This window comes from Janthinobacterium algoris (assembly GCF_051380935.1).
Classification (GTDB): Bacteria; Pseudomonadota; Gammaproteobacteria; order Burkholderiales; family Burkholderiaceae_D; genus Janthinobacterium.
This window is the reverse complement of sequence record NZ_JBNYXZ010000012.1, coordinates 179,203-204,463: the sequence shown is the minus strand read 5'-3', so window position 1 is coordinate 204,463 and position 25,261 is coordinate 179,203. Positions and strand designations below refer to the sequence as shown.

The 25,261-nt window shown below is 62.6% G+C and carries 25 protein-coding genes and 4 tRNA genes; 19 read left to right on the top strand and 10 right to left on the bottom strand.

What is annotated here, in order from left to right; genetic code table 11:
• A partial coding sequence (locus ACQ4W7_RS18970; protein ID WP_426074579.1) for a transposase occupies positions 1 to 114 on the top strand: 114 nt, incomplete at its 5' end.
• 8 nt (positions 115 to 122) lie between these two features.
• Here the strand turns inward: ACQ4W7_RS18970 and ACQ4W7_RS18965 are convergent.
• Complete coding sequence (locus ACQ4W7_RS18965; RefSeq protein ID WP_426070357.1) at positions 123 to 638, bottom strand: DUF6265 family protein; 516 nt, start codon at positions 636 to 638, stop codon at positions 123 to 125.
• A 76-nt stretch (positions 639 to 714) separates the two neighbouring features.
• Positions 715 to 1,428, bottom strand: coding sequence for a sensor histidine kinase (locus tag ACQ4W7_RS18960; RefSeq protein WP_426070356.1), 714 nt, complete (start codon positions 1,426 to 1,428; stop codon positions 715 to 717).
• Positions 1,429 to 1,738: 310 nt separating this feature from the next.
• Between ACQ4W7_RS18960 and ACQ4W7_RS18955 the strand changes: the two genes are divergently transcribed.
• Positions 1,739 to 2,134, top strand: coding sequence for a hypothetical protein (locus ACQ4W7_RS18955; protein ID WP_426070355.1), 396 nt, complete (start codon positions 1,739 to 1,741; stop codon positions 2,132 to 2,134).
• A 75-nt stretch (positions 2,135 to 2,209) separates the two neighbouring features.
• On the opposite strand, the gene ACQ4W7_RS18950 is transcribed toward ACQ4W7_RS18955, so the two are convergent.
• Together ACQ4W7_RS18950 and ACQ4W7_RS18945 are read right to left on the bottom strand one after the other, a co-directional pair.
• On the bottom strand, positions 2,210 to 3,193 hold the full coding sequence (locus tag ACQ4W7_RS18950) for a response regulator (protein WP_436532467.1): 984 nt from the start codon (positions 3,191 to 3,193) through the stop codon (positions 2,210 to 2,212).
• A 300-nt stretch (positions 3,194 to 3,493) separates the two neighbouring features.
• Positions 3,494 to 5,983: a hybrid sensor histidine kinase/response regulator gene (locus ACQ4W7_RS18945; protein WP_436532465.1), complete on the bottom strand. Its 2,490-nt coding sequence runs from the start codon at positions 5,981 to 5,983 to the stop codon at positions 3,494 to 3,496.
• Between the two features lie 425 nt (positions 5,984 to 6,408).
• Here ACQ4W7_RS18945 and ACQ4W7_RS18940 point away from each other — a divergent pair.
• The 4 genes from ACQ4W7_RS18940 (at position 6,409) to ACQ4W7_RS18925 (ending at position 7,038) form a co-directional block, all read left to right on the top strand.
• Positions 6,409 to 6,485, top strand: a tRNA-Arg gene (locus tag ACQ4W7_RS18940).
• Between the two features lie 82 nt (positions 6,486 to 6,567).
• Positions 6,568 to 6,644: transfer RNA gene (locus ACQ4W7_RS18935), tRNA-Arg, on the top strand.
• Between the two features lie 78 nt (positions 6,645 to 6,722).
• A tRNA-Arg gene (locus ACQ4W7_RS18930) sits at positions 6,723 to 6,799 on the top strand.
• Positions 6,800 to 6,961: 162 nt separating this feature from the next.
• Positions 6,962 to 7,038, top strand: a tRNA-Arg gene (locus ACQ4W7_RS18925).
• Between the two features lie 55 nt (positions 7,039 to 7,093).
• Here the strand turns inward: ACQ4W7_RS18925 and ACQ4W7_RS18920 are convergent.
• Complete coding sequence (locus ACQ4W7_RS18920) at positions 7,094 to 7,969, bottom strand: helix-turn-helix domain-containing protein (RefSeq protein ID WP_436532463.1); 876 nt, start codon at positions 7,967 to 7,969, stop codon at positions 7,094 to 7,096.
• Positions 7,970 to 8,084: 115 nt separating this feature from the next.
• On the opposite strand from ACQ4W7_RS18920, the gene ACQ4W7_RS18915 reads away from it, so the two are divergent.
• Entirely contained in the window at positions 8,085 to 9,056 is a 972-nt protein-coding gene (locus tag ACQ4W7_RS18915; RefSeq protein WP_436532461.1) for a phytanoyl-CoA dioxygenase family protein, read from the top strand.
• A gap of 94 nt (positions 9,057 to 9,150) precedes the next feature.
• Positions 9,151 to 10,296 (top strand): alpha-hydroxy acid oxidase, encoded by a 1,146-nt coding sequence (locus tag ACQ4W7_RS18910; protein WP_426070350.1) that lies wholly within the window; start codon positions 9,151 to 9,153, stop codon positions 10,294 to 10,296.
• An 81-nt stretch (positions 10,297 to 10,377) separates the two neighbouring features.
• On the opposite strand, the gene ACQ4W7_RS18905 is transcribed toward ACQ4W7_RS18910, so the two are convergent.
• Positions 10,378 to 11,034, bottom strand: coding sequence for a hypothetical protein (locus ACQ4W7_RS18905; RefSeq protein ID WP_436532458.1), 657 nt, complete (start codon positions 11,032 to 11,034; stop codon positions 10,378 to 10,380).
• A gap of 9 nt (positions 11,035 to 11,043) precedes the next feature.
• A complete protein-coding gene (locus tag ACQ4W7_RS18900; RefSeq protein ID WP_436532456.1) occupies positions 11,044 to 11,808 on the bottom strand; it encodes a CPBP family intramembrane glutamic endopeptidase in 765 nt (254 codons plus the stop codon).
• A gap of 179 nt (positions 11,809 to 11,987) precedes the next feature.
• On the opposite strand from ACQ4W7_RS18900, the gene ACQ4W7_RS18895 reads away from it, so the two are divergent.
• The 7 genes from ACQ4W7_RS18895 to ACQ4W7_RS18865 all read left to right on the top strand — a co-directional run bounded on the left by ACQ4W7_RS18895 (position 11,988) and on the right by ACQ4W7_RS18865 (position 16,894).
• A complete protein-coding gene (locus ACQ4W7_RS18895) occupies positions 11,988 to 12,551 on the top strand; it encodes a GNAT family N-acetyltransferase (protein ID WP_436532454.1) in 564 nt (187 codons plus the stop codon).
• A 19-nt stretch (positions 12,552 to 12,570) separates the two neighbouring features.
• Positions 12,571 to 13,110 (top strand): GNAT family N-acetyltransferase, encoded by a 540-nt coding sequence (locus ACQ4W7_RS18890; protein ID WP_426070344.1) that lies wholly within the window; start codon positions 12,571 to 12,573, stop codon positions 13,108 to 13,110.
• On the top strand, positions 13,107 to 13,820 hold the full coding sequence (locus ACQ4W7_RS18885; RefSeq protein ID WP_436532451.1) for a response regulator transcription factor: 714 nt from the start codon (positions 13,107 to 13,109) through the stop codon (positions 13,818 to 13,820). The genes ACQ4W7_RS18890 and ACQ4W7_RS18885 overlap by 4 nt, the downstream gene beginning before the upstream one ends.
• Positions 13,813 to 15,036 (top strand): sensor histidine kinase, encoded by a 1,224-nt coding sequence (locus ACQ4W7_RS18880; RefSeq protein WP_436532449.1) that lies wholly within the window; start codon positions 13,813 to 13,815, stop codon positions 15,034 to 15,036. Before ACQ4W7_RS18885 ends, ACQ4W7_RS18880 begins: the two co-directional genes overlap by 8 nt.
• 73 nt (positions 15,037 to 15,109) lie before the next feature.
• Positions 15,110 to 15,991, top strand: a complete 882-nt coding sequence (locus tag ACQ4W7_RS18875; protein WP_436532447.1) for a CE1 family esterase — start codon at positions 15,110 to 15,112, stop codon at positions 15,989 to 15,991.
• Between the two features lie 55 nt (positions 15,992 to 16,046).
• Complete coding sequence (locus ACQ4W7_RS18870; RefSeq protein ID WP_436532445.1) at positions 16,047 to 16,385, top strand: hypothetical protein; 339 nt, start codon at positions 16,047 to 16,049, stop codon at positions 16,383 to 16,385.
• The gene (locus ACQ4W7_RS18865) at positions 16,382 to 16,894 is read left to right on the top strand and encodes a DUF1993 family protein (RefSeq protein WP_436532443.1); all 513 of its coding nucleotides are present in this window, start codon (positions 16,382 to 16,384) and stop codon (positions 16,892 to 16,894) included. Before ACQ4W7_RS18870 ends, ACQ4W7_RS18865 begins: the two co-directional genes overlap by 4 nt.
• A 3-nt stretch (positions 16,895 to 16,897) precedes the next feature.
• Here ACQ4W7_RS18865 and ACQ4W7_RS18860 read toward each other — a convergent pair whose 3' ends face one another.
• Genes ACQ4W7_RS18860 through ACQ4W7_RS18850 form a run of 3 tightly spaced genes read right to left on the bottom strand, consistent with a single transcriptional unit; the run spans position 16,898 to position 19,286 of the window.
• On the bottom strand, positions 16,898 to 17,353 hold the full coding sequence (locus tag ACQ4W7_RS18860; protein ID WP_436532441.1) for a hypothetical protein: 456 nt from the start codon (positions 17,351 to 17,353) through the stop codon (positions 16,898 to 16,900).
• Positions 17,350 to 18,327 (bottom strand): D-2-hydroxyacid dehydrogenase, encoded by a 978-nt coding sequence (locus ACQ4W7_RS18855; RefSeq protein ID WP_436532439.1) that lies wholly within the window; start codon positions 18,325 to 18,327, stop codon positions 17,350 to 17,352. Before ACQ4W7_RS18855 ends, ACQ4W7_RS18860 begins: the two co-directional genes overlap by 4 nt.
• Positions 18,324 to 19,286, bottom strand: coding sequence for a LysR family transcriptional regulator (locus ACQ4W7_RS18850; RefSeq protein WP_426070336.1), 963 nt, complete (start codon positions 19,284 to 19,286; stop codon positions 18,324 to 18,326). The genes ACQ4W7_RS18855 and ACQ4W7_RS18850 overlap by 4 nt, the downstream gene beginning before the upstream one ends.
• Positions 19,287 to 19,475: 189 nt before the next feature.
• On the opposite strand from ACQ4W7_RS18850, the gene ACQ4W7_RS18845 reads away from it, so the two are divergent.
• The 4 genes from ACQ4W7_RS18845 to ACQ4W7_RS18830 all read left to right on the top strand — a co-directional run bounded on the left by ACQ4W7_RS18845 (position 19,476) and on the right by ACQ4W7_RS18830 (position 25,233).
• Positions 19,476 to 19,646, top strand: a complete 171-nt coding sequence (locus ACQ4W7_RS18845; RefSeq protein ID WP_161789575.1) for a hypothetical protein — start codon at positions 19,476 to 19,478, stop codon at positions 19,644 to 19,646.
• Positions 19,643 to 20,503: an alpha/beta hydrolase gene (locus tag ACQ4W7_RS18840; protein ID WP_426070335.1), complete on the top strand. Its 861-nt coding sequence runs from the start codon at positions 19,643 to 19,645 to the stop codon at positions 20,501 to 20,503. Before ACQ4W7_RS18845 ends, ACQ4W7_RS18840 begins: the two co-directional genes overlap by 4 nt.
• A 279-nt stretch (positions 20,504 to 20,782) precedes the next feature.
• Positions 20,783 to 22,030, top strand: a complete 1,248-nt coding sequence (locus ACQ4W7_RS18835) for an efflux RND transporter periplasmic adaptor subunit (protein ID WP_436532436.1) — start codon at positions 20,783 to 20,785, stop codon at positions 22,028 to 22,030.
• Between the two features lie 2 nt (positions 22,031 to 22,032).
• Positions 22,033 to 25,233, top strand: coding sequence for an efflux RND transporter permease subunit (locus ACQ4W7_RS18830; RefSeq protein WP_436532434.1), 3,201 nt, complete (start codon positions 22,033 to 22,035; stop codon positions 25,231 to 25,233).
• Positions 25,234 to 25,261: the final 28 nt, after the last annotated feature.

Here is a 25,261-nt window from a genome sequence, read left to right as displayed (position 1 = left end):
CTCGAGGGTGTCAACAACCGCATCAAAGTTATCAAGCGGATGGCTTACGGTTTCCGGGACTCGGCATACTTCTTCCTCAAAATCAAGGATGCGTTCCCCGGCAAAGTGCGATGAACCCCTTTTTATTTGCTGCGCGCGAGGGGCGCCGCTTCGCAGCGGCCCCGCGTCATGGGGAAATCGATGGTGGTGAGCTTGCCTTTCATGGTGCCGGTGATGCTTGCATGCAAGATGCGTTCGCTGTCGTGGCGGTAGATGATGCGGCTGGGGAAGTCATTGTCCAGGTTGGCAAAGATGAATTCATTCGGCTTGTCCTGGCGCAGCAGATTGAAGATCACGGGTGGCTGGCCCGACGGCTGCACGATGTAGGCCAGCTGGCCCGGCTCGGTGAGGCGGATTTGCACGAATTCAAAGGCTGTCGTCTTGCCGCCCTTGACGGTGCGGCTGGTGCCGAGGAGGGTGCCGCCGGCGGCCGTGCTCCATTGCTCTCCGGAACCTGGTTCGGCGCCATCGACATTCCAGCAGCCGGCCAGCCAGGCCAGCTTGTCCACCGTTTCCGGCGGCGGCACGGTTCTCGCGGCGGCCTGGGCGGCGCCCATGGCCAGCAGCGCTGCCAGCAGGGTGGGGATGAGTCGTTGCATGAGGTCTCCTGTCGTCGAATCGTTCGGCGGGGCAGGGTGCTCCGGCGGTGTTCTGGCTTGGTACTGCTGGTAAGGACTATTCTTTCGGATTTATGCGCGGCAAGACGACGGTCAGGGCGGTGCCGCCTGGCGGGTTGGCAGTCAGACTCAGGCTGCCGCCCAGGTAGTGGACGCGCTCGCGCACGGAGCGCAGGCCGTGCTTGCTCATTTCGACGGGTTCGCTGGCTGGCAAGCCGCCGCCGTTATCCTTGACGGTCATCATCAGTGCTTCGTCATTGTCGTCGATGATGATGTCCACCTGCGTGGCATGGGCGTGCGTGGCGATGTTGCTGAGCGCTTCTTCCAGGGTACGCAGCAGGGCCACGCCCACGTTGCGCGGGCAAATCAGTTCATCTTCGGGCAAGCTGCAGCGCACGGTGATCTTGTGCTGTTCGGCAAATTGCGCGGCCAGTTCACCCAGCGCCACATTCACGCCGAGAAATTCCAGCTTGTCGTTCCACAGTTTCATCTGCATTTGCCGATTGGTTTCAATGACATTCAACAGCAATTGCTTCATGGTCGCCGCACGGTCGAGCAAGGCCGCTTCCTGCGGCATTTTTTGCGTCAGCAGCGACAAGTGCATGGTCAGTGCTGTCAGCGAGGAGCCCAGGCTGTCGTGCAACTGGCGCGACAGGGCGCGCCGTTCATTGTCCCAACTGGTGTTGACATGACCGAGCAACTCGCTGAGATCGGCGGCGCGTTCCGCATCGGCCTGGGCCGTTTCCTTGTTCGGATCTATTTGTGCGGACATAGCGCCCCGTGAATGGTGAAAGGTGGACCAAATTCAAGTGGTGGATCATACATGAGGATTTCATCGCAGGGCGCATGGATGAAAAATTTCTGTCTTTTCGGCAATTTTGATCTCCTTCCATCATTTTTATATACTAGGCAAGATTATCGTTTGCGCCAGGGGGCACCGTTCCTGTCGTTACGTACGGCTGCGCACATACCGGGGCGCCGCGCGCTGCCATAGTGGCGTCATGCATTCTCCCCATGCAGCACAGCCGCCATGCGGCGCAGGGTGCAGCACCGGCCCGCTTACCGAAACGAAAGGACATGCCATGAATATCGATACCATCGTCGACCAGGAATATGCCGACAAAAGCTTCCGCGACATCGTCAATGCCCCCATCAGCGCCCTGCGCGGCGTCAGCGCCAAGGATGCCAAGGCCTTGCAGCAAGCGTTTGGCGTGAACACCGTGCGCGAACTGTCCAACCTCAATTTCGTCAAATGGGCCAGTGCGCTGGCCATCCTGGCCGATGAAGAGGGCATGAGCGGCGAAGAGCGGGCCAAGGAAGAGCTGCTCGACGACGCCGTGGAAATGACCTTCCCCGCCAGCGACCCGATTTCCGTCGATGCCGGCATCACGCGCATCGAAGTGGCGCCGGACACCGTGAATGCGCAAACGGACCACCAGCATGCGGGCCAGCATGAAGTGACGGCAGGCAAGAAATAAAGTGTTGCTACAATAAAAAAACCGGCTGGCCGTGATGGCTTGCCGGTTTTTTTACGCGCCGCGCGCAGTCATCATTCAAGCGATCGAGGGGATGCTGCTTTTCTGCATACTCACCTGTGACACGATCACTTCGTGGGGGGAGCAGCAAAAGCGGTTCTTGCCGGCGCGCTTGGCTTCATACAGGGCCGTGTCGGCCGCACCCAGCAGGGACTCGACAGTACTGGCGTCGTCCGGGTAGATGGCGATACCGATGCTGGTCGACAGGCGCAAGGTCAGGTCATTGATGAAATACGGTTCTGAAATGACTTCGATCAGCTTGGCGGCCGGTTCGCGCGCGTCGCCCTTGCCGGCCAGGTTGCCCAGCACGATGACGAATTCGTCGCCGCCGATGCGCGCCACCGTATCTTCCTTGCGCGACGCGCCCACCAGTCGGGCCGCCACCATTTTCAGGATGTCATCGCCATAGCCATGGCCGTAACTGTCGTTAATGGCCTTGAAACCGTCCAGGTCCAGGTACAAGATGGCCGACTTGCCGCGGCTGCGGGCCGATTGCAACAGGGTATGCTCGATGCGGTCTTCCAGCAGGCGCCGGTTCGGCAGACCCGTCAGGGGGTCGTGCAGCGCCAGTTCCTGCTGCTGCTTGCTGTATTGCGCCAGTTCCTTGTACAGCAGGCGCACTTCCAGCATGTTGTGGATGCGTTTGTGTACTTCCATCAGGTCGAACGGTTTGCTGATGAAGTCGCGCGCACCCGCTTCCAGGGCGGCGATCTTGAAACTCGGTTGTGCCGTCAGGGCCAGCACGGGCAGGTAGCCGCCATGCTCGATTTCCTTCAAGCCTTTCATGACCTGGAAGCCGTTCAGCTCCGGCATTTGCAGATCCAGCAAAATCAAGTCGTAGCAATGTTCCCGGTGCAGAGGACAGACCTGAGCCGGACGCATGGTGGCCATGACATTGGTGTAGCCGGCATCGCGCAGGATTTCCAGCATCAGGTCGACATTGTCGGGCGAATCGTCGACGACCAAAATTTTGGCTTTCAAAATCTCATCTTGGCTGGGCATGTAGGGTCTCGGTTAATACGGTCTATGCAACGCTGGCTTCTACCGCTAATGATCGGCTGACGGCGGTGGGAAAGATAGTAGCGCCTTGCAACAAGATAGGGCGCACAACAGCGCTTGAACTCGCTTCTGCCACTGATGGCAGCCAAGGCTGCCTGTTTCCTGCCTGCCGTGCAGGTGCGCTTCTGCATTTCAGTGTAGCAAACTTCAGCTTAGTTGCTTGTAGGACAGTGCCGCGTCTGCAAGTAGGAAGGCCAACCCACAAAAATAGTCATTTTATTCTGCACTATGTATTTCTTTGCATTATCTTTTTAAGGGCGGGGCGATGATGCGCGTCGCGGCAAGTTGCGCCACGGCCGCCACCAATTCGGCCGGGTCCAGCGGTTTCGAGACCCAGGCCTGGAAGCCGCTGGCCAGCGCCCGCTGGCGATCCTGCGGGTGCGCAAACGCCGTCAACGCCAGCGCGGGCAGCCGGGCGGCATCCGGGGAAGCGTGCGCGCGGATGTGCGCCAGCAAGTCGAAACCGTCGGCATCGGGCATGCCGATGTCGCTGACCAGCACGTGGGGCTGCAGCTGCTCCAGCAGTTGCAGCGCTTGCGCCACGCTGGCGGCGCCATGCACTTCGGCGTGGTTGTCGCGCAGGATGCGTGCCGTCAGTTCGCGCGCATCGGCCTCGTCATCGACCAGCAACACCCTGACGCCGCGCAAGTCAGGGCGGACGGACGGGGTGCTGTCCGGCTGGCGCGCGGCAGCGGCCGGCGTGTCCAGGGGCAGGCGCACGGTGAAACTGGCACCTTGCATGTCGCCGGCGCTGCTGGCCGTGACCGTGCCGCCATGCTGCTCGACCAGGTGCTTGACGATCGCCAGCCCCAGCCCCAGGCCGCCATGCCGACGCGTGGTGGAGGCGTCGGCCTGACGGAAGCGGTCGAATACGTGGGGCAGGAAGTCTTTCTTGATGCCCACGCCGTTGTCGGCCACCGTGATGGCCAGACGGGTGGTCTCGCGGCGCACGCCGATATCGACCCGTCCCCCTTGCGGCGTGAACTTCAGGGCATTCGACAGCAGGTTCCAGATCACTTGCTGGATACGGCCGGGGTCGGCCGTGATGTTGCCCGCATCGCTGGCGATGCTGCTGTGGATGGCGATGTGCTTGGCGTCGGCCGCCGGGCGCAGGGTTTCGATGGCCGAGGCAATGACGCTGGCGGGCGCGAGGGTTTGCAGGTCGAGCAGCACCTTGTCGGAGGTAATGCGGCTCATGTCGAGCAAGTCTTCGATCAGTTGCGCTTGCGCGCGCGCATTGCGTTCGATGCTTTGCAGGCCACGGTGCAGGTCGGCCTGGTCCCGCGTGCCGCGCCGCAGCACCTGGGCCCAGCCCAGGATGGCCGACAGCGGCGTGCGCAGTTCGTGCGACAGGGTAGCGAGAAAATCATCTTTCAGCTGATTCGTGTGCTCGGCCTCGGCGCGCGCCTCGCGTTCGCTGTCGAGCAGCACCTTGCGCTCGTCGGCGGCACGCGTGGCGGCTGCGTACAAGCGTGTATTGTCGAGCGCGATGGCGGCCTGGGCCGTAATGGCCGAGACGATGCGTTCGCTGCGCGCGTCGAACATGCCCGTCTGCGGATGGCCCAGCAGCAAGCGCCCCAGCAACAGACCCGAGCGCGAGCTGACGGGCAGGCTCAGGCAACTGCGCAGCGGCGGCGCGCCGTCGGCGCTGGCGTCGGGCACGGTCAGCAAGTCGTTCTGGCGCATGGCCGGTCCCTGGCGCAGTTCCACGGCAATGGCATCGGCCTGGTGCAGGCTGATGCTGTTGACGGCGCGTGCCGTGGGCAGGGCGCCCGGGTTGTCGTGGATATCACCCGCATGGTCATAATAAAAGGCGCCAAAGCGCGCGCCGCTGATGCGCGTGGCCGCATCGACGGTTTCCTGCAGCAGGGCCGGCAAGTCGAGCGTGCCGGCCAGGGCCGTGCCCGTGTTATTGAGCAATTCCAGTACGCGCGTCTCGTCGCGCAAGGCTTCCTGCGCGTGCTTGACCTGGTCGACGTCGGTGCTCGTGCCAAGCCAGCGCAGCAGCTGGCCATCCCGGTCGCGCACGGGGTTGGCGCGCGTCAGGAACCAGCGGTACTGGCCGTCGGCGCCGCGGATGGGAAATTCCATTTCGAAGGGCGTGCCATCGCGCAGGGCGGCCTTCCAGCCTTGCAGCATGGGTGTCAGGTGCCGCGCGTCATAGGCGATGCTCCAGCCCTCGCCCGCCATCTGTTCCGCGCGGGTGCCCGTGTAGTCGTGCCAGCGCTGGTTGTACCAGGCAATGGTGCCGTCGAAGCTGGCGATCCAGGCCAGTTGCGGGAGGGAATTGGCCAGCGCGCGCAAGTTTTCCTCGCTCTGGCGCAAGCTTTCCTCGGCCGCCTTGCGCTGGCTGATGTCCTGGATATATGTGGTCAAGCCTTCGCTGGACGGGAAGATGCGCACTTCCAGCCAGCGGCCCAGTGGCCGATACAGCAACTCGAAACTGCCGCTGTGCTGCTGCGCCATGGCGCGCCGGTACGGCTCTTCCAGTTGCGTGCCCTGCAAGCCGGGGCAGGCTTGCCACAGGCTGTTGCCTGCCAGCTGGCTGCCGGGCGGACGCTGCGGCGCGAGCATGTCGGCACCGCGCGTATTGATGTAGCGGATAGTCCAGTCGTGGTTGAGCAGGCAAAAGCCGTCGGTAATGTTTTCCAGTAAGTTGGCCACGCGCTCGTCTGACAGGCTCAGCGGCGCTGATGGGGGTAGCAGATCTTGCTTGCGGTCATGCTTAGCCATCGGAAATCCTGCAACGGTGAGTCTGCCGCACAGGCTGTTGCCCCGTCGGGCCGCCATCGCTAAGCTCAGTTAGTGGGGCATGATGGCACCGCCTGCCGTCATGCATGAGAGGAGGCACAAGCGCCCCTGTCTGGCTGGTATTGTAGCCCCAAGCGGCGCGCCGCCACCGCACGCTTGCGTGCCGCCTGCAGATAGCACTGGACAGGCGGGAAGGCAGTCCCTATAATCCCGCTTCTTTCGAGACAGCAACTTCTCGATGCGCTGGACGGCACTGTGAAAGCAAGTCTGTCCAACGATGAAAGGCGTAGGCTTTTCGGCAGTGAAAAGAGGCTTGGTGGTGCGGGGCGGTATTCTGCAAAATCAGCTAAGCGATTGAAAAATCGAACTTTTCAAAGCGAAATGAATACGCTATAATGTTTGCCTGCGCGGCTGTAGCTCAGCTGGATAGAGTACTTGGCTACGAACCAAGGGGTCGTGGGTTCAATTCCTGCCAGCCGCACCAGAATACTGAAAATCAGACTTTGACTGGTTTTGTTGTAAAAAGTTTTGCCTCCATGCCGTATCGGAGCTGTTGTAGAAGTTTTGCGGCTGTAGCTCAGCTGGATAGAGTACTTGGCTACGAACCAAGGGGTCGTGGGTTCAATTCCTGCCAGCCGCACCAGTATTACCGGAACGGAGTTCGCTTCGTTTTGATGAAAGTTTCAAGCTTCGCGCCGTCCGGCGAAGTGTGTCAGAGTTTGCGGCTGTAGCTCAGCTGGATAGAGTACTTGGCTACGAACCAAGGGGTCGTGGGTTCAATTCCTGCCAGCCGCACCAGTATCAGCAGTAGTGAAAAAAACCCGGAAAGTTCACTTTCCGGGTTTTTTTTCGTCCTGACGGCAGGTGGGGCAGGGGCCATGCTGGTGGCCTGGGCAATTGTGAAATATCCGCACCACGCCCTTTGCCATTCTGCAAAGCCCTGCTATAATCTTGTCTTAGGCGGCTGTAGCTCAGTTGGATAGAGTACTTGGCTACGAACCAAGGGGTCGTGGGTTCAATTCCTGCCAGCCGCACCAGAATATTGGGGGTCAGATTGTAAAATCTGATCCCCTTTTTCGTTTCCGAATGGTTTTACGCTGCGCCTGTGGCGCCGCGCCGGTATTGCAGGCGAAATGCGCGCGGCGTGACTTGCCTGGCGGCGCGGAACTGGCGGTTGAAATGCGCCAGGTTGCGGTAGCCCGCTTCTTGCGCGATGACGGCGATGGCGAGATTGCTTTCGATCAGCTGTTGGCAGGCGCGGCCGATGCGCAGCCGCGCCAGGTACTCGCCCGGCGTGCAATGCGCGTGGCGCTTGAAACAGCGGTGGAAGGCGCCCAGCGACAGGGCCGCCCGCTGCGCCAACGTCTCCAGTGCAATCTCTTCCCGGAAATGTGCGTGCATGAAATCGAATACGACCTTCATGCGCTGTTGCTGCGCATCGGCATGCATCGGCGCCAGCGCTTCCGAGGCCAGCGGTTGGGCGGCTCCATCGCCCGCCAGGTCCAGCAGCACGTCGAGTAGCAGCGGCAGGCGTTGCGGCGCGGGCAGGGCCTGCAATTGCAGCAGTTTGGCCGCGCTGCGCGCGCTCGTTGCCGACGAAAAGTGCAGGGCTGGCCCCGCGCGAGCCGCCAGTTGCCGCAAGCTGTGCAATTCGGGAAAACAGGCGGCCAGTTGTTCCAGCCACTCCAGCGAAAACCACACGACGACGGCCAGCATGGGCTGCGCGCTGTCGATGCGCTCGCTGGCCGACCACGTGTGCGGCAAATTCGGCCCCAACAATACCAGGTCGCCCGGTTCGAAATCGCCCAAGTGGTCGCCGATGTAGCGTTGTCCCCGGGCATTCACCGTCAGGGTCAGCTCGAACTGCGGGTGGTAATGCCAGATGAAGGGAATGGTATCGAGTTCGCGCCACAGCAAGCCCCAGGAGTGGCCGGCGGGTATCGTGACTTGTTCGAATAAAGGCGTCATTATGACGTTTTGAGGGTGCGAATAGTCAGGATAGTATCAGTATTGGCCGCTCGGCGCGCATTTCAGCTGCCCGTGCCATTGCACAATCTGTCTCACACCAACACAGGAGACAGCGATGCAAAACCAGGTTCAGCATGTCAACCCGCAATACGGCGAAGGCCGTCCCGGCAACCCGTCCGTGGCCTACACGGAACAAACCCAGTTGCGCGACATCCAGAAACAGCTGCCGCTGCGCGTGCTGTCCGCCAGCGATTTCTTGCACTGGCAAACCTACGGCTACGTGATCGTCAAGGATGCGGTGGCGCCCGAGCAGGTGCGCCGCACAACAGATTTCCTGTGGGAATTCCAGGGACTCGACCAGAACGACCCCGCCACCTGGAACCGGGACCAGCTGCGCGAGCACGCCATGCAGGAACTCAACGGTTCCGGCATGGTCGAGGCCTATCACCACCAGACCCTGTGGGATAACCGCCAGACGCAGCGCGTGGTTGACGCCTTTGTCGATATCTGGGACCGTGTAGACCTGTGGGTGACCATTGACCGCGCCAACCTGAACACGCCGAACAAGGGCAAGCGCAAGTTTGGCGGCTTCATCCACTGGGATGCCGATACCACGCTCGACCCGCTACCCGTCAATGTGCAAGGCGTGCTGGCCCTGTCCGACACTTCGCCCGAGAGCGGCGGTTTTCAATGTTATCCAGAACTGTTCAACAACTTGCTGGCATGGCGCGCACAAGCGCCCAAGGAGCGCAACCCGTGGCAGCCGGACCTGACGACGGTGCCTTACCCGATGGAATTCATCGCCATGAAGAAAGGGGAGTTGTTGATCTTTAACAGCCTGCTGGCGCACGGCATCCGTCCGAACACCTCCACCGACCAGGTGCGCCTGGCGCAATACATATCCTTCACGCCCGCGCAGGGAGACAAGCTAGCCTTGCGCGACTGGCGCGTGCAAAGCTGGCGCGAACGCAGCGCGCCGCAAGGCTACGCGTTTCCCGGCGACCCCGAGGAAAAGGAAAAGCTGCGTTATCCGCAAGCGCGCCTGAGCGAACTGGGCGAGAAGATCCTCGGCGCGCGCGGCTGGTAAGCGTGGCGCCAGATCCGGTGGCATTGCCTGCCGGATAGACAATTGCGGGTAAATGCACGATCATGGTCCGACTTGCCATCGACCGAGGAAACGCATGAGTATCATCACCTGCATCGAAGACTTGCGCGTGCTGGCCCAGAAACGGGTACCGCGCATGTTTTACGACTACGCCGACTCCGGTTCCTGGACGGAATCGACGTACCGCGCCAACAACAGCGATTTTGCCAAAATCAAATTCCGCCAGCGCGTGGCTGTCAATCTGGAAAACCGCAGTCTGGCTTCGACCATGGTGGGCCAGCACGTGTCGATGCCGGTGGCCCTGTCGCCCACGGGCTTGACGGGCATGCAGCATGCGGATGGTGAAATCCTCGCGGCCCAGGCCGCCGAGCGCTTCGGCGTGCCGTTCACCCTGTCGACCATGAGCATTTGCTCGATCGAGGACGTGGCGGCGAACACGAGCAAACCGTTCTGGTTCCAGCTATACGTGATGAAGGACCGCGAATTCATCAACCGCCTGATCGACCGCGCCAAGGCGGCCAAATGCGGCGCTCTGGTGCTGACCCTGGATTTACAAGTGCTGGGCCAGCGCCACAAGGACTTGCGCAACGGCCTGTCGGCGCCACCGAAATTGACGATTCCCAACATCCTCAACATGGCCACCAAGCCGCGCTGGGTGGCGGGCATGCTGGGCACGAAACGGCGCGGCTTCGGCAACATCGTCGGCCACGCCACCTCCGTCTCCGACATGTCATCGTTGTCGGCCTGGACGCAGCAGCAGTTCGATCTGAGCCTGTCGTGGGCGGACGTGGAATGGATCAAGCAGCGCTGGGGCGGCAAGCTGATCATCAAGGGCATCATGGACCCGGAAGACGCGCGCCTGGCCGTCAACAGCGGCGCCGACGCACTGATCGTCTCGAACCACGGCGGGCGCCAGCTCGATGGCGCGCAATCGTCGATCGAAGCCTTGCCTGCCATCGTCGACGCCGTCGGCAGCCAGATCGAAGTACACATGGATGGCGGCATCCGCTCGGGCCAGGACGTGCTCAAGGCCGTGGCCCTGGGCGCGAAAGGCGTCTACATCGGGCGCCCCTTCCTGTACGGCCTGGGTGCCATGGGCGGCCCGGGCGTGACGCGCTGCCTGGACATTATCCGCAATGAACTCGACTTGACGATGGCCTTTTGCGGCTTGCGCGACTTGCAGCATGTGGATAAAAAAATCCTGCTACCGGGAACGTTTTAAGCGGAAATCCGCACAATATCAAAGCCTTCCGACGCATGGGGCGGCGCGTAGTGGCGCGGGAAGAAATCCCGCATCGCGCCGTCAAGCCTGGCCGATGCGCGTCCACCGCTCGCGGAACGTGGCCGCATCGAGCGGCTGCGCATGCGGGTCGTCGGGCTGGAACAGGCCACCGATCAGCATATCCTGGATGGCGCCCGTGAAACCGCCATACGCGGCGCGGCCCCACGGGCGTCGCGTGCGGGCGAAGACGACGGCGTCTTGCCGCGCGGCCAGTTGCGTCAAGGATTGCCGCAAGGCGGCTGCTGCATCGGGACCCATGTCCGTGGCGATGGCGCACACCAGGCGCTGGCCAAATTGCAGGGGCTTGCCGGCCCGTCCCAGCAGCGATTCATTGGCCAGGGCGAGGAACAAATCGGGTGCCTGGTCGTCCTTTTCGCAGGTCGTCCACGATGGCGCCCACGCTTCCAGGCTCATGAAACGTGCATCTACCGTCTCCGCCGTGTGCGTCCACTTCGCGTGCGATTTATCGTCCCAGCCCAGGCGGCCAAAGGCAATCGGTTTGCCCTTGGGATTGTATTGATGGCTGCGCACGCCGGTCTTGCCCCGCGTTCCCGCTTGCGCCACGATAGCATCGAGGCTGGCGGCAAAAGGTGCCCATTGCGCCGCCTCCCACAGCGGTGCTGCATCGGGCGCGGCCAGCAGCAGGAACACTTCGTAATCATGGGAAAAAAACGCCATGCGGATTCCCTATGGTTGTAGTTGAGATATGACCGCCCTCTGGCTGGGGCGCAGCAGGTAGATGCCGTACAGGCACAAGGGCAGCACGGCCAGCAGGGCGATATATGGCAGGATGGACACGCCATACTCGGCCGGGTTCGGCAAGGTGGCCGTCACCAGCGCGTAGTCCCACAGGCCATGCACGAGCACCATGGGCCATACCGAACGCGTGCGCAGGCGGATGGCTGCATAGCCGATGCCCTGCAGCGTGGCGGCCACCGCTTGCCACAGGGCGCCGCTGACGTCGCCCGTTGCCAGGCCGTTGGCCGTATGGGCCAGGCCGAACAGCGCCGAGGACATCAACACGGCGGGCCAGACGGCATACCGGTCGAGCATGCCCTGTAGCAAGATGGCGCGGAACATCAGTTCTTCCGAGATGGCCACCAGCGCCGCATTGCACGCCACGATCAGTAGCACACGGGGCTGCGGCCAGCCGCCCGCCCAGGCCAGCAACAGCATCAGCAGCGCATACAGCAGCGGTGGCCAGACCAGCCACAGCGTTTTCATCGGCGGCGCGCGCATGCCCGCCGCGCGGCGCCGGCTTGAGGCCAGCAGCAGCGCCAGTGCGAACAGTGCGGCCAGCGCCCACGACAGGCCGATACGGCCGGTGACGGCGGCGCCCGGCAAGGTGTAGCCGGCGGATTCCAGCCAGCGGCCGCCCAGGCTCAGGCACAGCCAGACGGCCAGTGCGCCGATGGCGAGCGGCATGGTGAGGTGGATTCTAGGGATGGGCATGGTCGGCTTCGGTGTGTGCTGCGTCTTTTATTGCGTGCATAAGCGGAGCATGAAGTTGTATCAATGATATGGGGAAAAATATTGCCATGGTACATTAAAGGCACCGCCACAAAATTGCCACATCGTTATTTTGCATGGAATAATGAGTATTCGTCCGTTTGCCGCCAGACTGGAGCGCCATGACCTACAGCAAGACCATCACCACTGAACGATTGATTCTGCGCAAGCCGCAGCCATCGGATGAAGCGGCGCAATTCGCCATGCATGCGGATCCCGAAGTGATGCGCTATTTCAGCGAACCGCCGTGGACCGATGCCGGCCGCGCGGCGCGCCAGATTGCCGAAGACCTTGCCGCTTTCGAAAACGAAGAGTTCTTCCGCTTCGCCGTCGAGCTGAAGGCGACGGGTGAATATCTGGGCAGCTGCAGCCTGTTTTCCGAGCACCGCCAGAACCGCCGCGCCGAGATCGGCTATGCGCTGGGCCGTCCATACTGGGGCAAGGGCTATATGCACGAAGCCTTGTCTGCGCTGCTGGAATTCGCCTTCGTCGAGCGCGACCTGAACCGCCTGGAAGCCGATATCGACCCGCTCAATGCCGGTTCGGCCAGCGCCCTCGAGCGCCAGGGCTTCAACAAGGAAGGCTTTTTGCCCGAACGCTGGATCGTCGGCGGCCAGGTCAGCGATTCAGCCCTGTACGGTTTGCTGCGGCGCGAGTGGGAAGCGCGGCGCAAGGGCGCCGCGTGAGTCATTGCAGAAGCGAACGATGAAACCGCCTGACTTGCCCTGTTCCACCCATCCACTGGTGACCTTGCGCCACCTGGAACGTACCGACGCGCCCGCCTGGTACGCGTATCTGGCCGACCCCGCCGTCATTGAACACACGAGCTGGGACTTGCGTTGCATCGACGATCTGCAGGTCAATTTCGATGATTACGCATCGGCCGCGGCGTCTTCGCCCATGCGACTGGCCGTCGTGCTGCGCGACGGCGGCCAACTGGTGGGGACCATCGGCTTGAATGCCATTTCCCCCCAGCATCGCACGGCAGAGATCGCCTACGACCTGGCGCCCGCTGTATGGGGGCAGGGCGTGGCCACGGCCGTCGTAAACGCTGTCGTGGACTGGGGCTTCCAGCGCCTCGGCCTCCTGCGCATCCAGGCGACTGTGCTGGAGAGCAATGAAGGTTCGATCCGCGTGCTCGATCGCTGCGATTTTGAACGGGAAGGCTATCTGCGCTGCTACCGGCAAGTCCGTAGAAGATCCGGCAACTTCTGGCTATATGCGCGCATTGCCGATGTTCCATGAGCACGCCTCCCTTGAGCATCCTGCTGGTGGAAGACCACCTGGCCATCGCGCGCCAAGTACTCGACTTTCTCGACGGCTTGGGCTGGCAGACGGACCATGCTGGCACGGGGGCGCTGGCGGTGCAATTGGCCACGAGCAACAGCTATGACGTGGTGCTGCTGGACCTGAACTTGCCCGACATCGATGGCTTGCAAGTGTGCCGCGCCATCAAGGCGGGGGCGCCCAGCAATGTGCCGATCTTGATGCTGACGGCGCGCGATGCGTATGAAGACAAGGCGCGGGGCTTTCGCGATGGCGCCGACGATTACCTGACCAAGCCGTTCGACTTGCGCGAACTGGCCTTGCGCTGCGAAGCGCTGGCGCGCCGGCAGCAGTTGCACATGCACCAGGAACTGCGCGTGGGGCCCTTCACCTTGCAGACGCGCGCAGGGCGCGCCCTGTATGGCGATGCGGCGCTGCCGCTGACGCAGACGGGCTTTAAAATCTTGCTGCTGCTGTGCCGCGAACATCCGCACGCCGTATCGCGCTCGGCCTTGCTGCAGCAGTTGTGGGGTAGCCGGCCGCCCGATAGCGATGCCCTCAAATCGCATATCTACGCGCTGCGCAAGCAGCTGGAGTTGCTTGGCGGGGCTGGTGCGGCAGGCGTGCTGGTGACCATACCGCAGCTGGGCTACCGCCTTGCCTTCGACGCGGCGGCCTGCGATGGCTAAGTCGATCCGCCGCCGCCTGTTCGCGGCCCTGGCCGGTTTCACCGTCCTGCTGTGCCTATGTTACACGGGCTTGGCGCTGGTGATTGCCTACGTGACGGAAGACATGCTGGTGCAGCGCCTGCTTGAGCGCGAAGCGGTGGCGGTCAGCCAGCGCTTGCGCCAGCACGGCAAGCTGACGCCGTCTGGCAGCGACCTCATCACGGTTTATGGCAGCTACCTTGCATTGCCTCAAGCGGTGCGTGAGAAGATGCCTGCATCGGCCCCGCGCGCGGAAGTGTTTACCACGACTGGCCAGCATTATCACGTGCTGGCGCTGGACCTCGTTGCCGCGGGCCAGTCGCGGCGCGCGTATTTGCTGGCCGACGTGGCGCCCGTGCTGGTGGTGTCGCGCCTGGTGCCGCAAGTGGGCGGCGTCGTGCTGGGCGTGGCGCTGGCGCTGATCGGCCTGGCCCTGCTGCTGGCCTACTGGCTGGCGCGGCGTCTCGTGCAGCCCTTGCAGCGCCTGGCGCAGGAGGCGCGCCAGCTGGCGCCCGGCAGCGCCGTCCATTTCAGCGAGCGCGACCGGCCAGACGAGATCGGTTTCCTGGCGCGCCGCCTGGAAACCACCTTTGCCGACCTGCAGGCGGTCTTGCAGCGCGAACAATCCTTCGCGCGCGACGTCAGCCACGAACTGCGCACGCCGCTGACCTTGATGCACAACACCCTGGCGCTGGCCGGGGCGCAGCCCTTGGGCGTGCAAGAGCGGGCGCAGCTGGAGCAGGGCGTCGACGACATGCGCGCCACCATCGAAGTGTTGTTCGCACTGGCGCGGGCCGAGCAGCTGCCCGGCGAGTTGGTGGAGTTGCGCGGCTGCATAGAGCAATGCCTGTTACGCCTGCTTGACGATTTTGCATGGGATGCCGACTTGCTGACCCTGGCGCTGCCCGAGCGGCTGGATGTGGCCGGCAACGGGCAGCTGGTCATGTTGCTCATCAATAATTGCCTGGCCAATGCCCTGTTCCATGGCGGCGCCGATTGCCGCCTCAGCATTACGTTTGCGCAAGGCTGCCTGAGCATCGTCAATACGCTGCGGGCGGGGCAGCCGCGGCGCGTCCAGGGTTTTGCGCACGGCCAGAACCTGCTGCTGCGCCTGGCCCAGGCCATGCGCTGGGAGATTGCTTTCCACCCCGGCGCGACGCAGTACCGCGTCGCCATCATGCTGGCGCAACAAGCATAAAGACGCTGGATTTCACCGCGATTTCACCTGACCCTGCTTATGCTGGCTGCTCTTTTATTCTGAAGGGAAGCCCATGAAAATTGCCATCAAGCTGTTGATCCTGTGCAGCCTGTCCACGCCCGTGCTGGCCCAGGTGCAATCGCTGCAGCACAAGGAGGAAAAACGCCGCTACATCGTCTACACGCCCGCCGCCTATGATAAAGCGCCGCAGCAGGCGTTTCCCGTCGTCTTCAATTTCCATGGCGGCGGCATGAGCATGGCGGAACAAATGCTGTACACGCAGATGAACGGGGCTGCCGAGCGGCACCAGTTCATCGTTGTGTATCCGCAAGGCATCAAGCAAGACTGGAATGTGGGCTTCGGCATGGATTACCTGGCGGGCACGGACGACGTCGGTTTTACGCAAGCCATGTTGAGTAAGCTCAAGCAGGACTACCGCATCGATGACAAGCGCGTGTATGCCACGGGCTTGTCGCGCGGCGGTTTCTTTGCCCTGCGCCTGGCGGCCGAGTTGCCGCAGCAATTCGCTGCCGTGGCCTCGGTAGGGGCGCCCATGCCGGAACCGGTACAGCAGCATCACCAGAAGACGGACAAGGTCGGTATGCTGTTGATACAGGGAACGGCGGACAAGGTGGTGCTGTTTGAGGGCAAGGCTGCCAGCTACCTGTCGGCCGAAGACACGTTCGGCTACTGGCGCAGGCACAACGGCATCGAAGGCGTCATGCCGCAGCCGCGCCTGATGCCTGGCCCTGCTGGCGACGTCACGCAGGTCAGCTGGCTGGAGCAGGGGAGTGGTGCTGGCGGCGCCAGCGTGGCCTTGATCCGCGTCGAGGAAGGCGGCCACACGTGGCCCGGCGCCGATGCCTTCAATATCGGACTGCCCATCGGCAAGACCACGCGCGCCATCGATGCGAATGAGGTTATTTGGGAATTTTTCAGCCGCCATCGGCGCTGACGCCATGCTAGGATGGCGTTCATCGCTGCAGTGCTATGCGGAAAATGAAGGGAACATGGTGGCAATCTCAGAAGCAGGTAGCGCGGCCACGGCCGAGGCGATCTTCGCCAAGCCCGGCGCGGCCGTGGCGCAAGCGTATGCGGCGCCGGAGCATGAGACGCTGCATTTTCACTCGCCCGAAGAACTGTGCGGGTATGCAGTCGGGCTGGAGGCCGAAGGCGCCAGCGAGGTGCTCCTGGCCATGCATTACCCGGACATAGGCGGACACTTTGCCCCGCGCCGTAGCGCCCTCGACCCGGCCAAGTGCGATGGTCTCACTTACCGCTACGTGTGCGAAGGCTGGGGCGTCATCCGCGTGTATCTGCGCTTGTCCAGCGGCAAGGGCCAGTCATGAAGGACTTGATGCCCATCCATCCCGCCACCATCTTTTGCCGTTCCCTGGCGCAGCTTTCCGCCATGCTCGACAAGACCGGCACCGCGCCGCAGATGCTGGCGGCGCGTTTGCACCCGGACATGCTGCCGTTCGCCCAGCAAGTGCGCGCGGCCGTGAGCTTTTCCCTGCGCGGCTGCTGTCCGCTGGCGGGGCTGGACGTGGCCGATTTCAGTACCGCCGCCAGCCTGCAGGAACAGATCGCGCAGACCATGCGCTACCTCAAGGACATTCCCGCAGAGTGCTTTGACGGGCCGCCCGGACGCATCTGCCGCGACCGCGCCGGCTTCGCCGACATCGCGCTGCCGGCCGATGCCTATTTGAATTTGTACATTCTGCCGAATTTCTATTTTCACTTCAGCATGGCATATGCGATTGCGCGCAGTGCAGGCGCGGCCATCGGCAAGGGCGATTTCGACGGCTATCACGCGTATGCGCCGGGATTCAGCTTCGAGCGGCCCGCCGCGCCGTAGTGCCTACATTCCCGCTTCCTTCCAGGCAGAAAACCCCAGCCGCTTCAGCAGCCGGCCCGACAGCCCGCAACTCCAGCAACTGATCTGGATTTGCCGCTGCCGCTCTTGGTTCGCATGCCAGGCTTGTTCTGCGTAATCGAGCAGGGCCTCGCTGAGCGGGGACGCGTCGGCCACGGGCGGCAGCCGGCTCATCAGTTCGAACACGCCATGGGGCACCTGCTTGATCTGCAGCAAGCCCGTCAGCACTGCGCGCAGCACGGCGCCGTCGATGGCGCCGCTGGCTTGCGTGTAGCGCTGTTGCCAGCATAGGCTGCGCGTCTGCCACAGGGCCAGCAGCGCAGGCACGTCGGCGCACTGCAGTTGCCCGATCAGCGCATCCGCCTCGAGGAACAGGTCGAGGCGGTCGTATTCATCGTCGTCGCTGCACAGCAGTTCATCGAGTTCGTTCAGCAGGCTCATGCCACCACGTTCACCGGCGCACCCCGTTCAAACGCTTCCACGTTGCCGATCAAGATGTCGGCCAGCGTTTGCATGGCTTCCCCGCTGGCCCAGGCCGTGTGCGGCGTGAGGATGAAGTTGGGCAGGCGTAAATTCAACAGCGGGTTGTCGGGCAGGGGCGGCTCCTTGGATAGCACGTCGAAACCGGCGCCGGCGATCACGCCACGGGTCAGTGCCTCGGCCAGCGCCGCCTCGTCGACCAGGCCGCCCCGCGCCGTGTTAATCAGGAGGGCTGTCGGCCGCATGCGCGCCAGTTCCTTGGCGCCAAGGATATTGCGCGTCTTGTCCGTCAGCGGCAGGTGCAGGCTGAGCACGTCGGAAGTGGCGAGCAATTCGTCGAACGTCACTTGCGTCACGCCGTCTTCGGCTATGGGAGAACGGTTGTGCACGATGACGTGCATGCCGAAGGCGCGTCCCAGTTGCGCCACGGACTTGCCCAACGCGCCATAGCCGAGCAAACCAAGGCGGCTGCCGGCCAGGTCGCGGATCGGGTGGCCGAACAGGCAGAAGCGGTCCGATGCCTGCCACAGACCCGCTTCCACGTCCGCCCGGTAGGCGACCAACTGGCGGCGCAGAGCCAGCATCAGCGCCAGCGTATGCTCGGGCACGGTGGCGCGCGCATAGTCGCGGATATTCGCCACCACGATGCCCCGTTCGCGGCAGGCGGCCAGGTCGAGGATATCCGTGCCGGTGGCGGCAACGGCGATCATTTTCAAGTCGGGCAGCTGGGCCAGCTCGGCCGCGCGCAGCGGCACTTTATTCGTGATGACGATGCTGGCGCCTTGCAGGCGGGACACCGTCAGCTCGCTGCCCTTGGTGTGTGGATACTCTTCCCAGTTGTGCGCGAAGGCGGGCGGGCGCACGGTGGCGATCAGGCTGTCGCGGTCGAGAAAGACGATGCGGTGCGGGTGCGGGGATGTGCTTGTTGCGGTCATGGCTGTGCCTCGGTCTGGGTGGCGCGCGCGCTGGGAAGACTGCTTTTGCCCTTCAGTTGCGTAGCCGGGTGGTTGATAAACATGTCGGCGACCCATTCGACGAACACGCGCACCTTGGCGGACAAATGGCGGTTGGGCGGATAGATCACGTGGATGGGCAGCGGGTCGGATTCCCATTCGCCGAGCAATTCCACCATTTTGCCCTGTTCTATCAGCGGCGCAAGCATGAAATGCGTCATTTGCACGATGCCCAGGCCGGCCAGGCCGGCTGCCGTGTAGGCGTTCGAGTCGTTCAAGGCGATATGGCTGGGCATGGCGATCTGGATGCGTTCGCCGGCGCGCGTGAAATCCCATTCAAACGTTTTACCCGTTTTGGCGGAGAAAAAATTCACGCCGCGGTGGCGCGGCAAATCGTTCGGATGCAGCGGCGTGCCGTGGTGCGCCAGGTAGCCTGGTGCGGCGCACGTCATGAAGTGCAGCACGCCGACCCGGCGCGCGATCAGGTTCAGGTCGCCCAATTCGCCGCCGCGCACGGCGCAATCGACCCCTTCCTCGATCAGGTCGACGGGTCGGTCGCTGCAACCGAGTTCCAGCGAGATGTCCGGGTAGCGGGCAAAAAAATCGGGCAGGGCGGGGATGATCAGTTCGCTGGCCAGGGCCGTGGGGGCATCCACGCGCAACCGTCCGCTGGGGCTTAGGCGCGTGCGCGACAGCGATTCCTCGGCCTCGCGCACGTCGGACAGGATGCGCACGCAGCGTTCGTAATACGCGGCGCCGTCGGAGGTGATGCTGACATGGCGCGTGGTGCGGTTGAGCAATTTAACCGACAGGCTCGCTTCCAGCGACTGGATCAGGGTCGATACGGTGGCTTTCGGCAACTGCATGTTTTCCGCCGCGCGCGTAAAGCCGCCCGCATCGACGACTTGGATGAAAACTTCCATGGCTTGCAGCTTGTTCACTTGATTTCCTATCACTTTATGCCAGATTATTCAGAATCCTGAACAATCAATTCGTCATTGCACTCTTTATCAGATTGTAGATCAAGTCTATAGTTGTTGTACTGCAGCATAAATGTGATGCCGCAGGAAGTTCACGGGAGAAAAATCATGGGTCATCGGAATGGAATCTTTGCAGTGCTTGCTCTGGCTATGAGCTCGCTCGCTCTGGCCGCGATGGTATCGACGGATGCGTACTCGATGGCGGCGCAAAGCGAAGCCAGCGGTTATAGCGCCCTGACCCATGAAGTGGGCGGCGTCGCCCTGTTGTGCCTGAACGACACGGTGCTCGATGTTGCGGTGCAGCCGGTGGTGGCGCAATGAGCTTTGCCGAGACCGCAGCCGAGCTGGCACCTGGCCAGGCGCTGAAGATACGCGACATCCAGGTGCAGGGGGCGCAGGATGCGCTCGCCGCGCGCGTTTACACGGCTGGCGTGCCGGGCGCCAAGCAGTCCAGCCTGATCGTCTTCTTCCATGGCGGCGGCTTTGTCGACGGCGACCTGGACGACGCGGATGACTTCCTGCGCTGCCTCGTGCTGAGCAACCCGGACCACGTGGTGCTGGCCGCGAACTACACGCTGGCGAAGGTGCGGCCATTCCCCGCCGCCGTGGAAGACGCGCATGCCGTGCTGCTGTGGGCAAAAAAGAACAAGTCCAAGCTGGGCTGGACGGGCAAGCAGATGGTAGTGTCGGGCATCGAAGCGGGCGCCAACCTGGCCGCCGTGTGCGCCATGATGTCGCGCGACCGGGGCGGACCGCCCCTCGCGGGCCAGGTGCTGATCATGCCCATGCTCGACCCCGGCCTGTCGACCTGTTCGATGCGCCACTTGCCGACCTGTCCGGACCTGGCGGAAGTGGCGGACCAATGCGCCGCCGCCTACCGTGGCTACTTGCCGAATGCCGCTGACCGTACCCATCCGTACGCCTCGCCATTGCAGTCGAGCCGCCTGAAGAACCTGCCGCCGGCGCTCATCCTGTCCAGCGAAGATGACCCATTGCGCGACGAGGCTGAACAATACGGCAGCAAATTGATCGCCTGCGGCATCAAGACCACCGTGCGGCGCATGGCCGCCGCGCCGCTGCAAGACGCGACCGCCCGCAATGAGTGCGCCTGCAAGGTGCAGGTATTGAGCGAAATTGCCAGCTTTGTCGCTGGACTGGGGCAGGAGCCTGAGTCATGACGCCGCCATCTGCGGCGCTGTAAAAAATTACACCAACTAGTTTACTTTTTGATTTTCGGTTGCTACACTACGCAGTGTAGTTCCCATCTTGTCTGCGTTGTGCGCTCGCACAGCCAGCTTCGTCGTCCCCGTCCGCTTTTAAGCAGCTGGCGGCCTGTTTACCTTTGATCGAGCGCCGTCGGGCGCCATGGCACCACCATACGCTGCAGTTTCCACTTTTAGTTGGCTTGCTTCCTGCCGTCCATACCATTAGAAATTTTCATAAAACAGGGAAATAAAATGAAAAACGTTCAACAATTTTCCACCTTGGGTACCTTACTCAAGCCCATGGCCGCTTCGCTCGCGCTGGCAGGACTGGTGGCCATGAGCCTGGCTGGCTGCGATTCGGCCAACAGCAAGGTGCCCGACGCGCCAGCGGCCGGTGGCCCGCCTATCTCGGCCGCCACCGTCATTGAAAAACAGATCACGGAAACCCAGGAATTCTCGGGCCGCCTGGAAGCGATCGAGCGCGTGGAAATCCGCTCGCGCGTCGGCGGCTTCATCACGGCCGTCAACTTCAAGCCGGGCAGCGAAGTGAAGAAGGGCGAGGTGTTGTTCGTCATCGATCCACGCCCATTCCAGGCAGAAGTGTCGCGCGCCGAAGGCACGGCCGCCTCGGCCCGCGCCAAGGCGGAACTGGCCAAGCTGGAATTGTCGCGCGCTGAAAAGCTGCTGGCCGAAAAAGCCATCGCCCAGCGCGAATTCGATGAAAAGGCTTCGGGCTTGAAAGAGCTGGACGCGAACGCCCGCTCGGCGCAAGCCGCATATGAAGCGGCCAAGCTGAACCTGTCGTACACGCAGGTGCAGGCACCGATCAGCGGCCGTGTCAGCAAGGCCGAAATCACTGTCGGCAACCTGATCGACGCTTCCGCCATCTTGACTTCGGTGGTGTCGACGGACCGCATCTACGCCAGCTTCGACGGCGATGAAGATACGTATCTGCGCGTGGCCGGCACGGCGCAAAAGGGCACGCCTGTCACCGTCAAGGTGGGCCTGGCCAACGAAACGGGCTTCCCGCATGAAGGCAAGCTGGAATTCGTTGACAACCAGCTCGACCCTGCCACGGGCAGCGTGCGCATGCGCGCCACCTTCGCCAATGCCGAGCGCCAGTTGGTGCCCGGCCTGTTCGCGCGCATCCAGCTCGACGGCGGCAACGGCCCGCAGGCGCAAAGCACGGCCCTCTTGATCAGCGATCGCGCAGTCGGCACGGATCAAAGCCGCAAATACGTGTACGTGGTGGGTGCCGACAACAAGGCTGAATACCGCGCCGTCAAGCTGGGCCCGAACTCGGACGGCTTGCGCGTGGTGCGCGAAGGCTTGAAAGCGGGCGAGAAAGTCGTCGTCAACGGCTTGCAGCGTGTGCGCCCCGGCGCGCCGGTGACGCCGCAGATGGTGGCCATGGATTTTGACCCGACCGCGCCGGTCGCCCCTGCGAAACCTGAAGCAGCCAAGATCGCCGCCAAAGCAGCATCGACTTCCAAGGAATAAACATGAATTTTTCCCGCTTTTTCATCGACAAGCCGATTTTCGCGGCGGTGCTGTCGATAGTCATATTCGTGGCCGGGCTGCTGTCGATATTCGGCCTGCCCATCTCCGAGTATCCCGACGTCGTGCCGCCATCCGTGGTGGTGCGCGCGCAATATCCGGGCGCCAACCCGAAAGTGATCGCTGAAACCGTGGCCGCGCCGCTCGAAGAGCAGATCAACGGCGTCGAGAACATGCTGTACATGTCCTCGCAAAATACGTCCGATGGTTCGATGATGCTGACCGTGACCTTCAAGATCGGCACCAACGTCGAGCAAGCCGAGACGCAGGTGCAGAACCGCGTGCAGCGCGCCTTGCCGCGCCTGCCCGAGGAAGTGCGCCAGATCGGCGTGACGACCGTCAAGTCTTCGCCCAATCTGACCATGGTGGTGCACCTGGTCTCGCCGAACAAGCGCTATGACGACATGTATCTGCGTAACTACGCGGTGCTGAACGTCAAGGACCAGCTGGCCCGTTTGTCCGGCATGGGCGACATCCAGATCTTCGGCGCCGGCGACTACGCCATGCGCATCTGGCTCGATCCGCAAAAAGTGGCGGCGCGCGGCATGACGGCCAATGACGTCGTCGACGCCATCCGCGAGCAGAACGTGCAGGTGGCGGCCGGCGTGATCGGCGCCTCGCCGGCGAAGAACTCGGACTTCCAGCTGACCGTCAATACCCAGGGCCGTCTGCAAACGCCCGAGGAATTTGGCGCCATCATCGTGCGTACCAATGCCGACGGCGCCGTGACGCACCTGAAGGACGTGGCACGCGTGGAAATGGGTGCCAACAGCTACTCGCTGCGTTCGCTGCTGAACAATAATCCGGCCGTCGGCATGGGTATTTTCGAGGCACCGAATGCCAACGCGCTGCAATTGTCTTCCGATGTACGCGCCAAGATGGACGAACTGAAAAAAGACTTCCCGCAAGGCGTGGAATACCGCATCGAGTACGACCCCACGCAGTTCGTGCGCTCGTCCATCGAAGCGGTGATCCATACCTTGTTGGAGGCCATCGCCCTGGTGGTGCTGGTGGTGATCATCTTCCTGCAAACCTGGCGCGCATCGATCATTCCGCTGCTGGCCGTCCCCGTGTCGATTGTCGGTACCTTTGCCGTGATGCTGGGCTTTGGCTTCTCGATCAACACGCTGTCGCTGTTCGGCCTCGTGCTGGCCATCGGTATCGTCGTCGATGACGCCATCGTGGTGGTGGAAAACGTCGAGCGCAACATCGAGGAAGGCTTGTCGCCGCGCGACGCCACCATCCAGGCCATGAAAGAGGTCAGCGGTCCTATCGTCGCCATCGCCCTGGTGCTGTGCGCCGTGTTCGTGCCGATCGCCTTCGTGCCAGGCCTGTCGGGCGAGTTCTACCGCCAGTTCGCGCTGACCATCGCCATTTCGACCGTGATCTCCGCTTTCAGCTCGCTGACCCTGGCGCCAGCCCTGTCGGCCGCGCTGCTGCGTCCGCACGATGCGCCGAAAGACGCGCTGACGCGTGGCATGGACATGGTCTTCGGCCGCTTCTTTGCCTGGTTCAACCGCTTCTTCGGCCGCGCTTCGCACCGCTATGAAGCGGGTGTGAAGGGTGTATTGGGTCGCAAGAGCGCCTCGCTGGGCGTGTATGCGCTGCTGGTCGTCGCCGCCATCTTCACCTTCAAGTCCGTGCCGGCCGGCTTCGTGCCAGCGCAGGACAAGCAATACCTGGTGGGCTTTGCGCAATTACCTGACGCCGCCTCGCTGGATCGCACGGAAGATGTCGTGCGCCGCATGTCCGACGTCATCAAGTCGGTGCCTGGCGTTGAATCGACCATCGCCTTCCCCGGCCTGTCGATCAACGACTTTACCAATGCGCCGAACGCCGGCATCGTCTTCGCCACGCTGAAGCCGTTCGATGAACGCACCACCAAGGAATTGTCGGGCGGCGCCATCGCGGCCGAGATCAACAAGCGCCTGGGCGGTATCCAGGACGCCTTCATCATGGTCTTCCCGCCACCGCCGGTCAACGGCCTGGGCACCATCGGCGGCTTCAAGATGATGATCGAAGATCGCGGCAACCTCGGTTACGACGCGCTGTACAACGCCACCCAGGCACTGGCCGCGAAAGCGTACCAGACGCCGGAACTGGCGGGCGTGTTCTCGGGCTACCAGATCAACGTGCCGCAGCTGTTTGCCGACGTCGACCGCGTTAAAGCCAAGCAGATGGGCGTGCAGCTGCAAACGATTTACCAGACCTTGCAGATCAACCTCGGTTCGCTGTACGTGAACGACTTCAACCAGTTTGGCCGCACCTACCAGGTGCGCGTGCAAGCCGATGCCGCGTTCCGTTCGCATGCCCAGGATATCGCGCAGCTGAAAGTGCGTAATAACAAGGGCGAGATGATTCCCCTGTCGTCGCTGATGCGCGTCAAGGATAGCTATGGTCCGGACCGCGTGCAGCGCTACAACGCCTATGCCGCAGCCGATTTCAACGGCGGCGCCGCACCTGGCGTGTCGAGCGGTCAGGCGCAAGTCGCGCTGGAACGCATCGCCAAGGAAGTGCTGCCGCAAGGGATTTCGTATGAATGGACGGAGCTGACCTACCAGGACATCTTGTCCGGCAATACGATGATTTATGTGTTTCCGCTGTGCGTGCTGCTGGTGTTCCTGGTGCTGGCCGCCCAGTACGAAAGCTGGACCCTGCCGCTGGCCGTGATCCTGATCGTGCCGATGTCGATCCTCTGCGCGCTCCTTGGCGTGAAACTGACCGGTGGCGACAACAATGTGTTCACCCAGATCGCGCTGTTCGTGCTGGTGGGGTTGGCGTCGAAGAATGCGATTCTGATTGTGGAATTCGCCCGCGAACTGGAAGGGCATGGCCGCAGCGTCGTGCAAGCGGCGCTGGAAGCGTGCCGCCTGCGTTTGCGTCCGATTCTGATGACGTCGATCGCCTTCATCATGGGCGTGGTACCCCTGGTGTTCTCGCACGGCGCAGGTTCGGAAATGCGCCATGCCATGGGCGTGGCGGTGTTTGCCGGCATGCTGGGCGTGACCTTCTTCGGCCTGTTCCTGACGCCCGTGTTCTACGTACTGCTGCGCACCCTGGCGCAGCGTTTTGAGAAAAAACCAGCCGCCGCTGCCGCCAAGCCTGTCGCCGCGCCAGCACTGGACCTGGAAGGAGATATATATTGAAAACCAAGGAAATTATCTGGCGTGTCAA

Coding starts and splice junctions, on each gene's coding strand:
- ACQ4W7_RS18965 (WP_426070357.1), bottom strand. CDS start 638: ATGCAACGACTCATCCCCACCCTGCTGGCAGCGCTGCTGGCCATGGGC.
- ACQ4W7_RS18960 (WP_426070356.1), bottom strand. CDS start 1,428: ATGTCCGCACAAATAGATCCGAACAAGGAAACGGCCCAGGCCGATGCG.
- ACQ4W7_RS18955 (WP_426070355.1), top strand. CDS start 1,739: ATGAATATCGATACCATCGTCGACCAGGAATATGCCGACAAAAGCTTC.
- ACQ4W7_RS18950 (WP_436532467.1), bottom strand. CDS start 3,193: ATGCCCAGCCAAGATGAGATTTTGAAAGCCAAAATTTTGGTCGTCGAC.
- ACQ4W7_RS18945 (WP_436532465.1), bottom strand. CDS start 5,983: ATGGCTAAGCATGACCGCAAGCAAGATCTGCTACCCCCATCAGCGCCG.
- ACQ4W7_RS18920 (WP_436532463.1), bottom strand. CDS start 7,969: ATGACGCCTTTATTCGAACAAGTCACGATACCCGCCGGCCACTCCTGG.
- ACQ4W7_RS18915 (WP_436532461.1), top strand. CDS start 8,085: ATGCAAAACCAGGTTCAGCATGTCAACCCGCAATACGGCGAAGGCCGT.
- ACQ4W7_RS18910 (WP_426070350.1), top strand. CDS start 9,151: ATGAGTATCATCACCTGCATCGAAGACTTGCGCGTGCTGGCCCAGAAA.
- ACQ4W7_RS18905 (WP_436532458.1), bottom strand. CDS start 11,034: ATGGCGTTTTTTTCCCATGATTACGAAGTGTTCCTGCTGCTGGCCGCG.
- ACQ4W7_RS18900 (WP_436532456.1), bottom strand. CDS start 11,808: ATGCCCATCCCTAGAATCCACCTCACCATGCCGCTCGCCATCGGCGCA.
- ACQ4W7_RS18895 (WP_436532454.1), top strand. CDS start 11,988: ATGACCTACAGCAAGACCATCACCACTGAACGATTGATTCTGCGCAAG.
- ACQ4W7_RS18890 (WP_426070344.1), top strand. CDS start 12,571: ATGAAACCGCCTGACTTGCCCTGTTCCACCCATCCACTGGTGACCTTG.
- ACQ4W7_RS18885 (WP_436532451.1), top strand. CDS start 13,107: ATGAGCACGCCTCCCTTGAGCATCCTGCTGGTGGAAGACCACCTGGCC.
- ACQ4W7_RS18880 (WP_436532449.1), top strand. CDS start 13,813: ATGGCTAAGTCGATCCGCCGCCGCCTGTTCGCGGCCCTGGCCGGTTTC.
- ACQ4W7_RS18875 (WP_436532447.1), top strand. CDS start 15,110: ATGAAAATTGCCATCAAGCTGTTGATCCTGTGCAGCCTGTCCACGCCC.
- ACQ4W7_RS18870 (WP_436532445.1), top strand. CDS start 16,047: ATGGTGGCAATCTCAGAAGCAGGTAGCGCGGCCACGGCCGAGGCGATC.
- ACQ4W7_RS18865 (WP_436532443.1), top strand. CDS start 16,382: ATGAAGGACTTGATGCCCATCCATCCCGCCACCATCTTTTGCCGTTCC.
- ACQ4W7_RS18860 (WP_436532441.1), bottom strand. CDS start 17,353: ATGAGCCTGCTGAACGAACTCGATGAACTGCTGTGCAGCGACGACGAT.
- ACQ4W7_RS18855 (WP_436532439.1), bottom strand. CDS start 18,327: ATGACCGCAACAAGCACATCCCCGCACCCGCACCGCATCGTCTTTCTC.
- ACQ4W7_RS18845 (WP_161789575.1), top strand. CDS start 19,476: ATGAGCTCGCTCGCTCTGGCCGCGATGGTATCGACGGATGCGTACTCG.
- ACQ4W7_RS18840 (WP_426070335.1), top strand. CDS start 19,643: ATGAGCTTTGCCGAGACCGCAGCCGAGCTGGCACCTGGCCAGGCGCTG.
- ACQ4W7_RS18835 (WP_436532436.1), top strand. CDS start 20,783: ATGAAAAACGTTCAACAATTTTCCACCTTGGGTACCTTACTCAAGCCC.
- ACQ4W7_RS18830 (WP_436532434.1), top strand. CDS start 22,033: ATGAATTTTTCCCGCTTTTTCATCGACAAGCCGATTTTCGCGGCGGTG.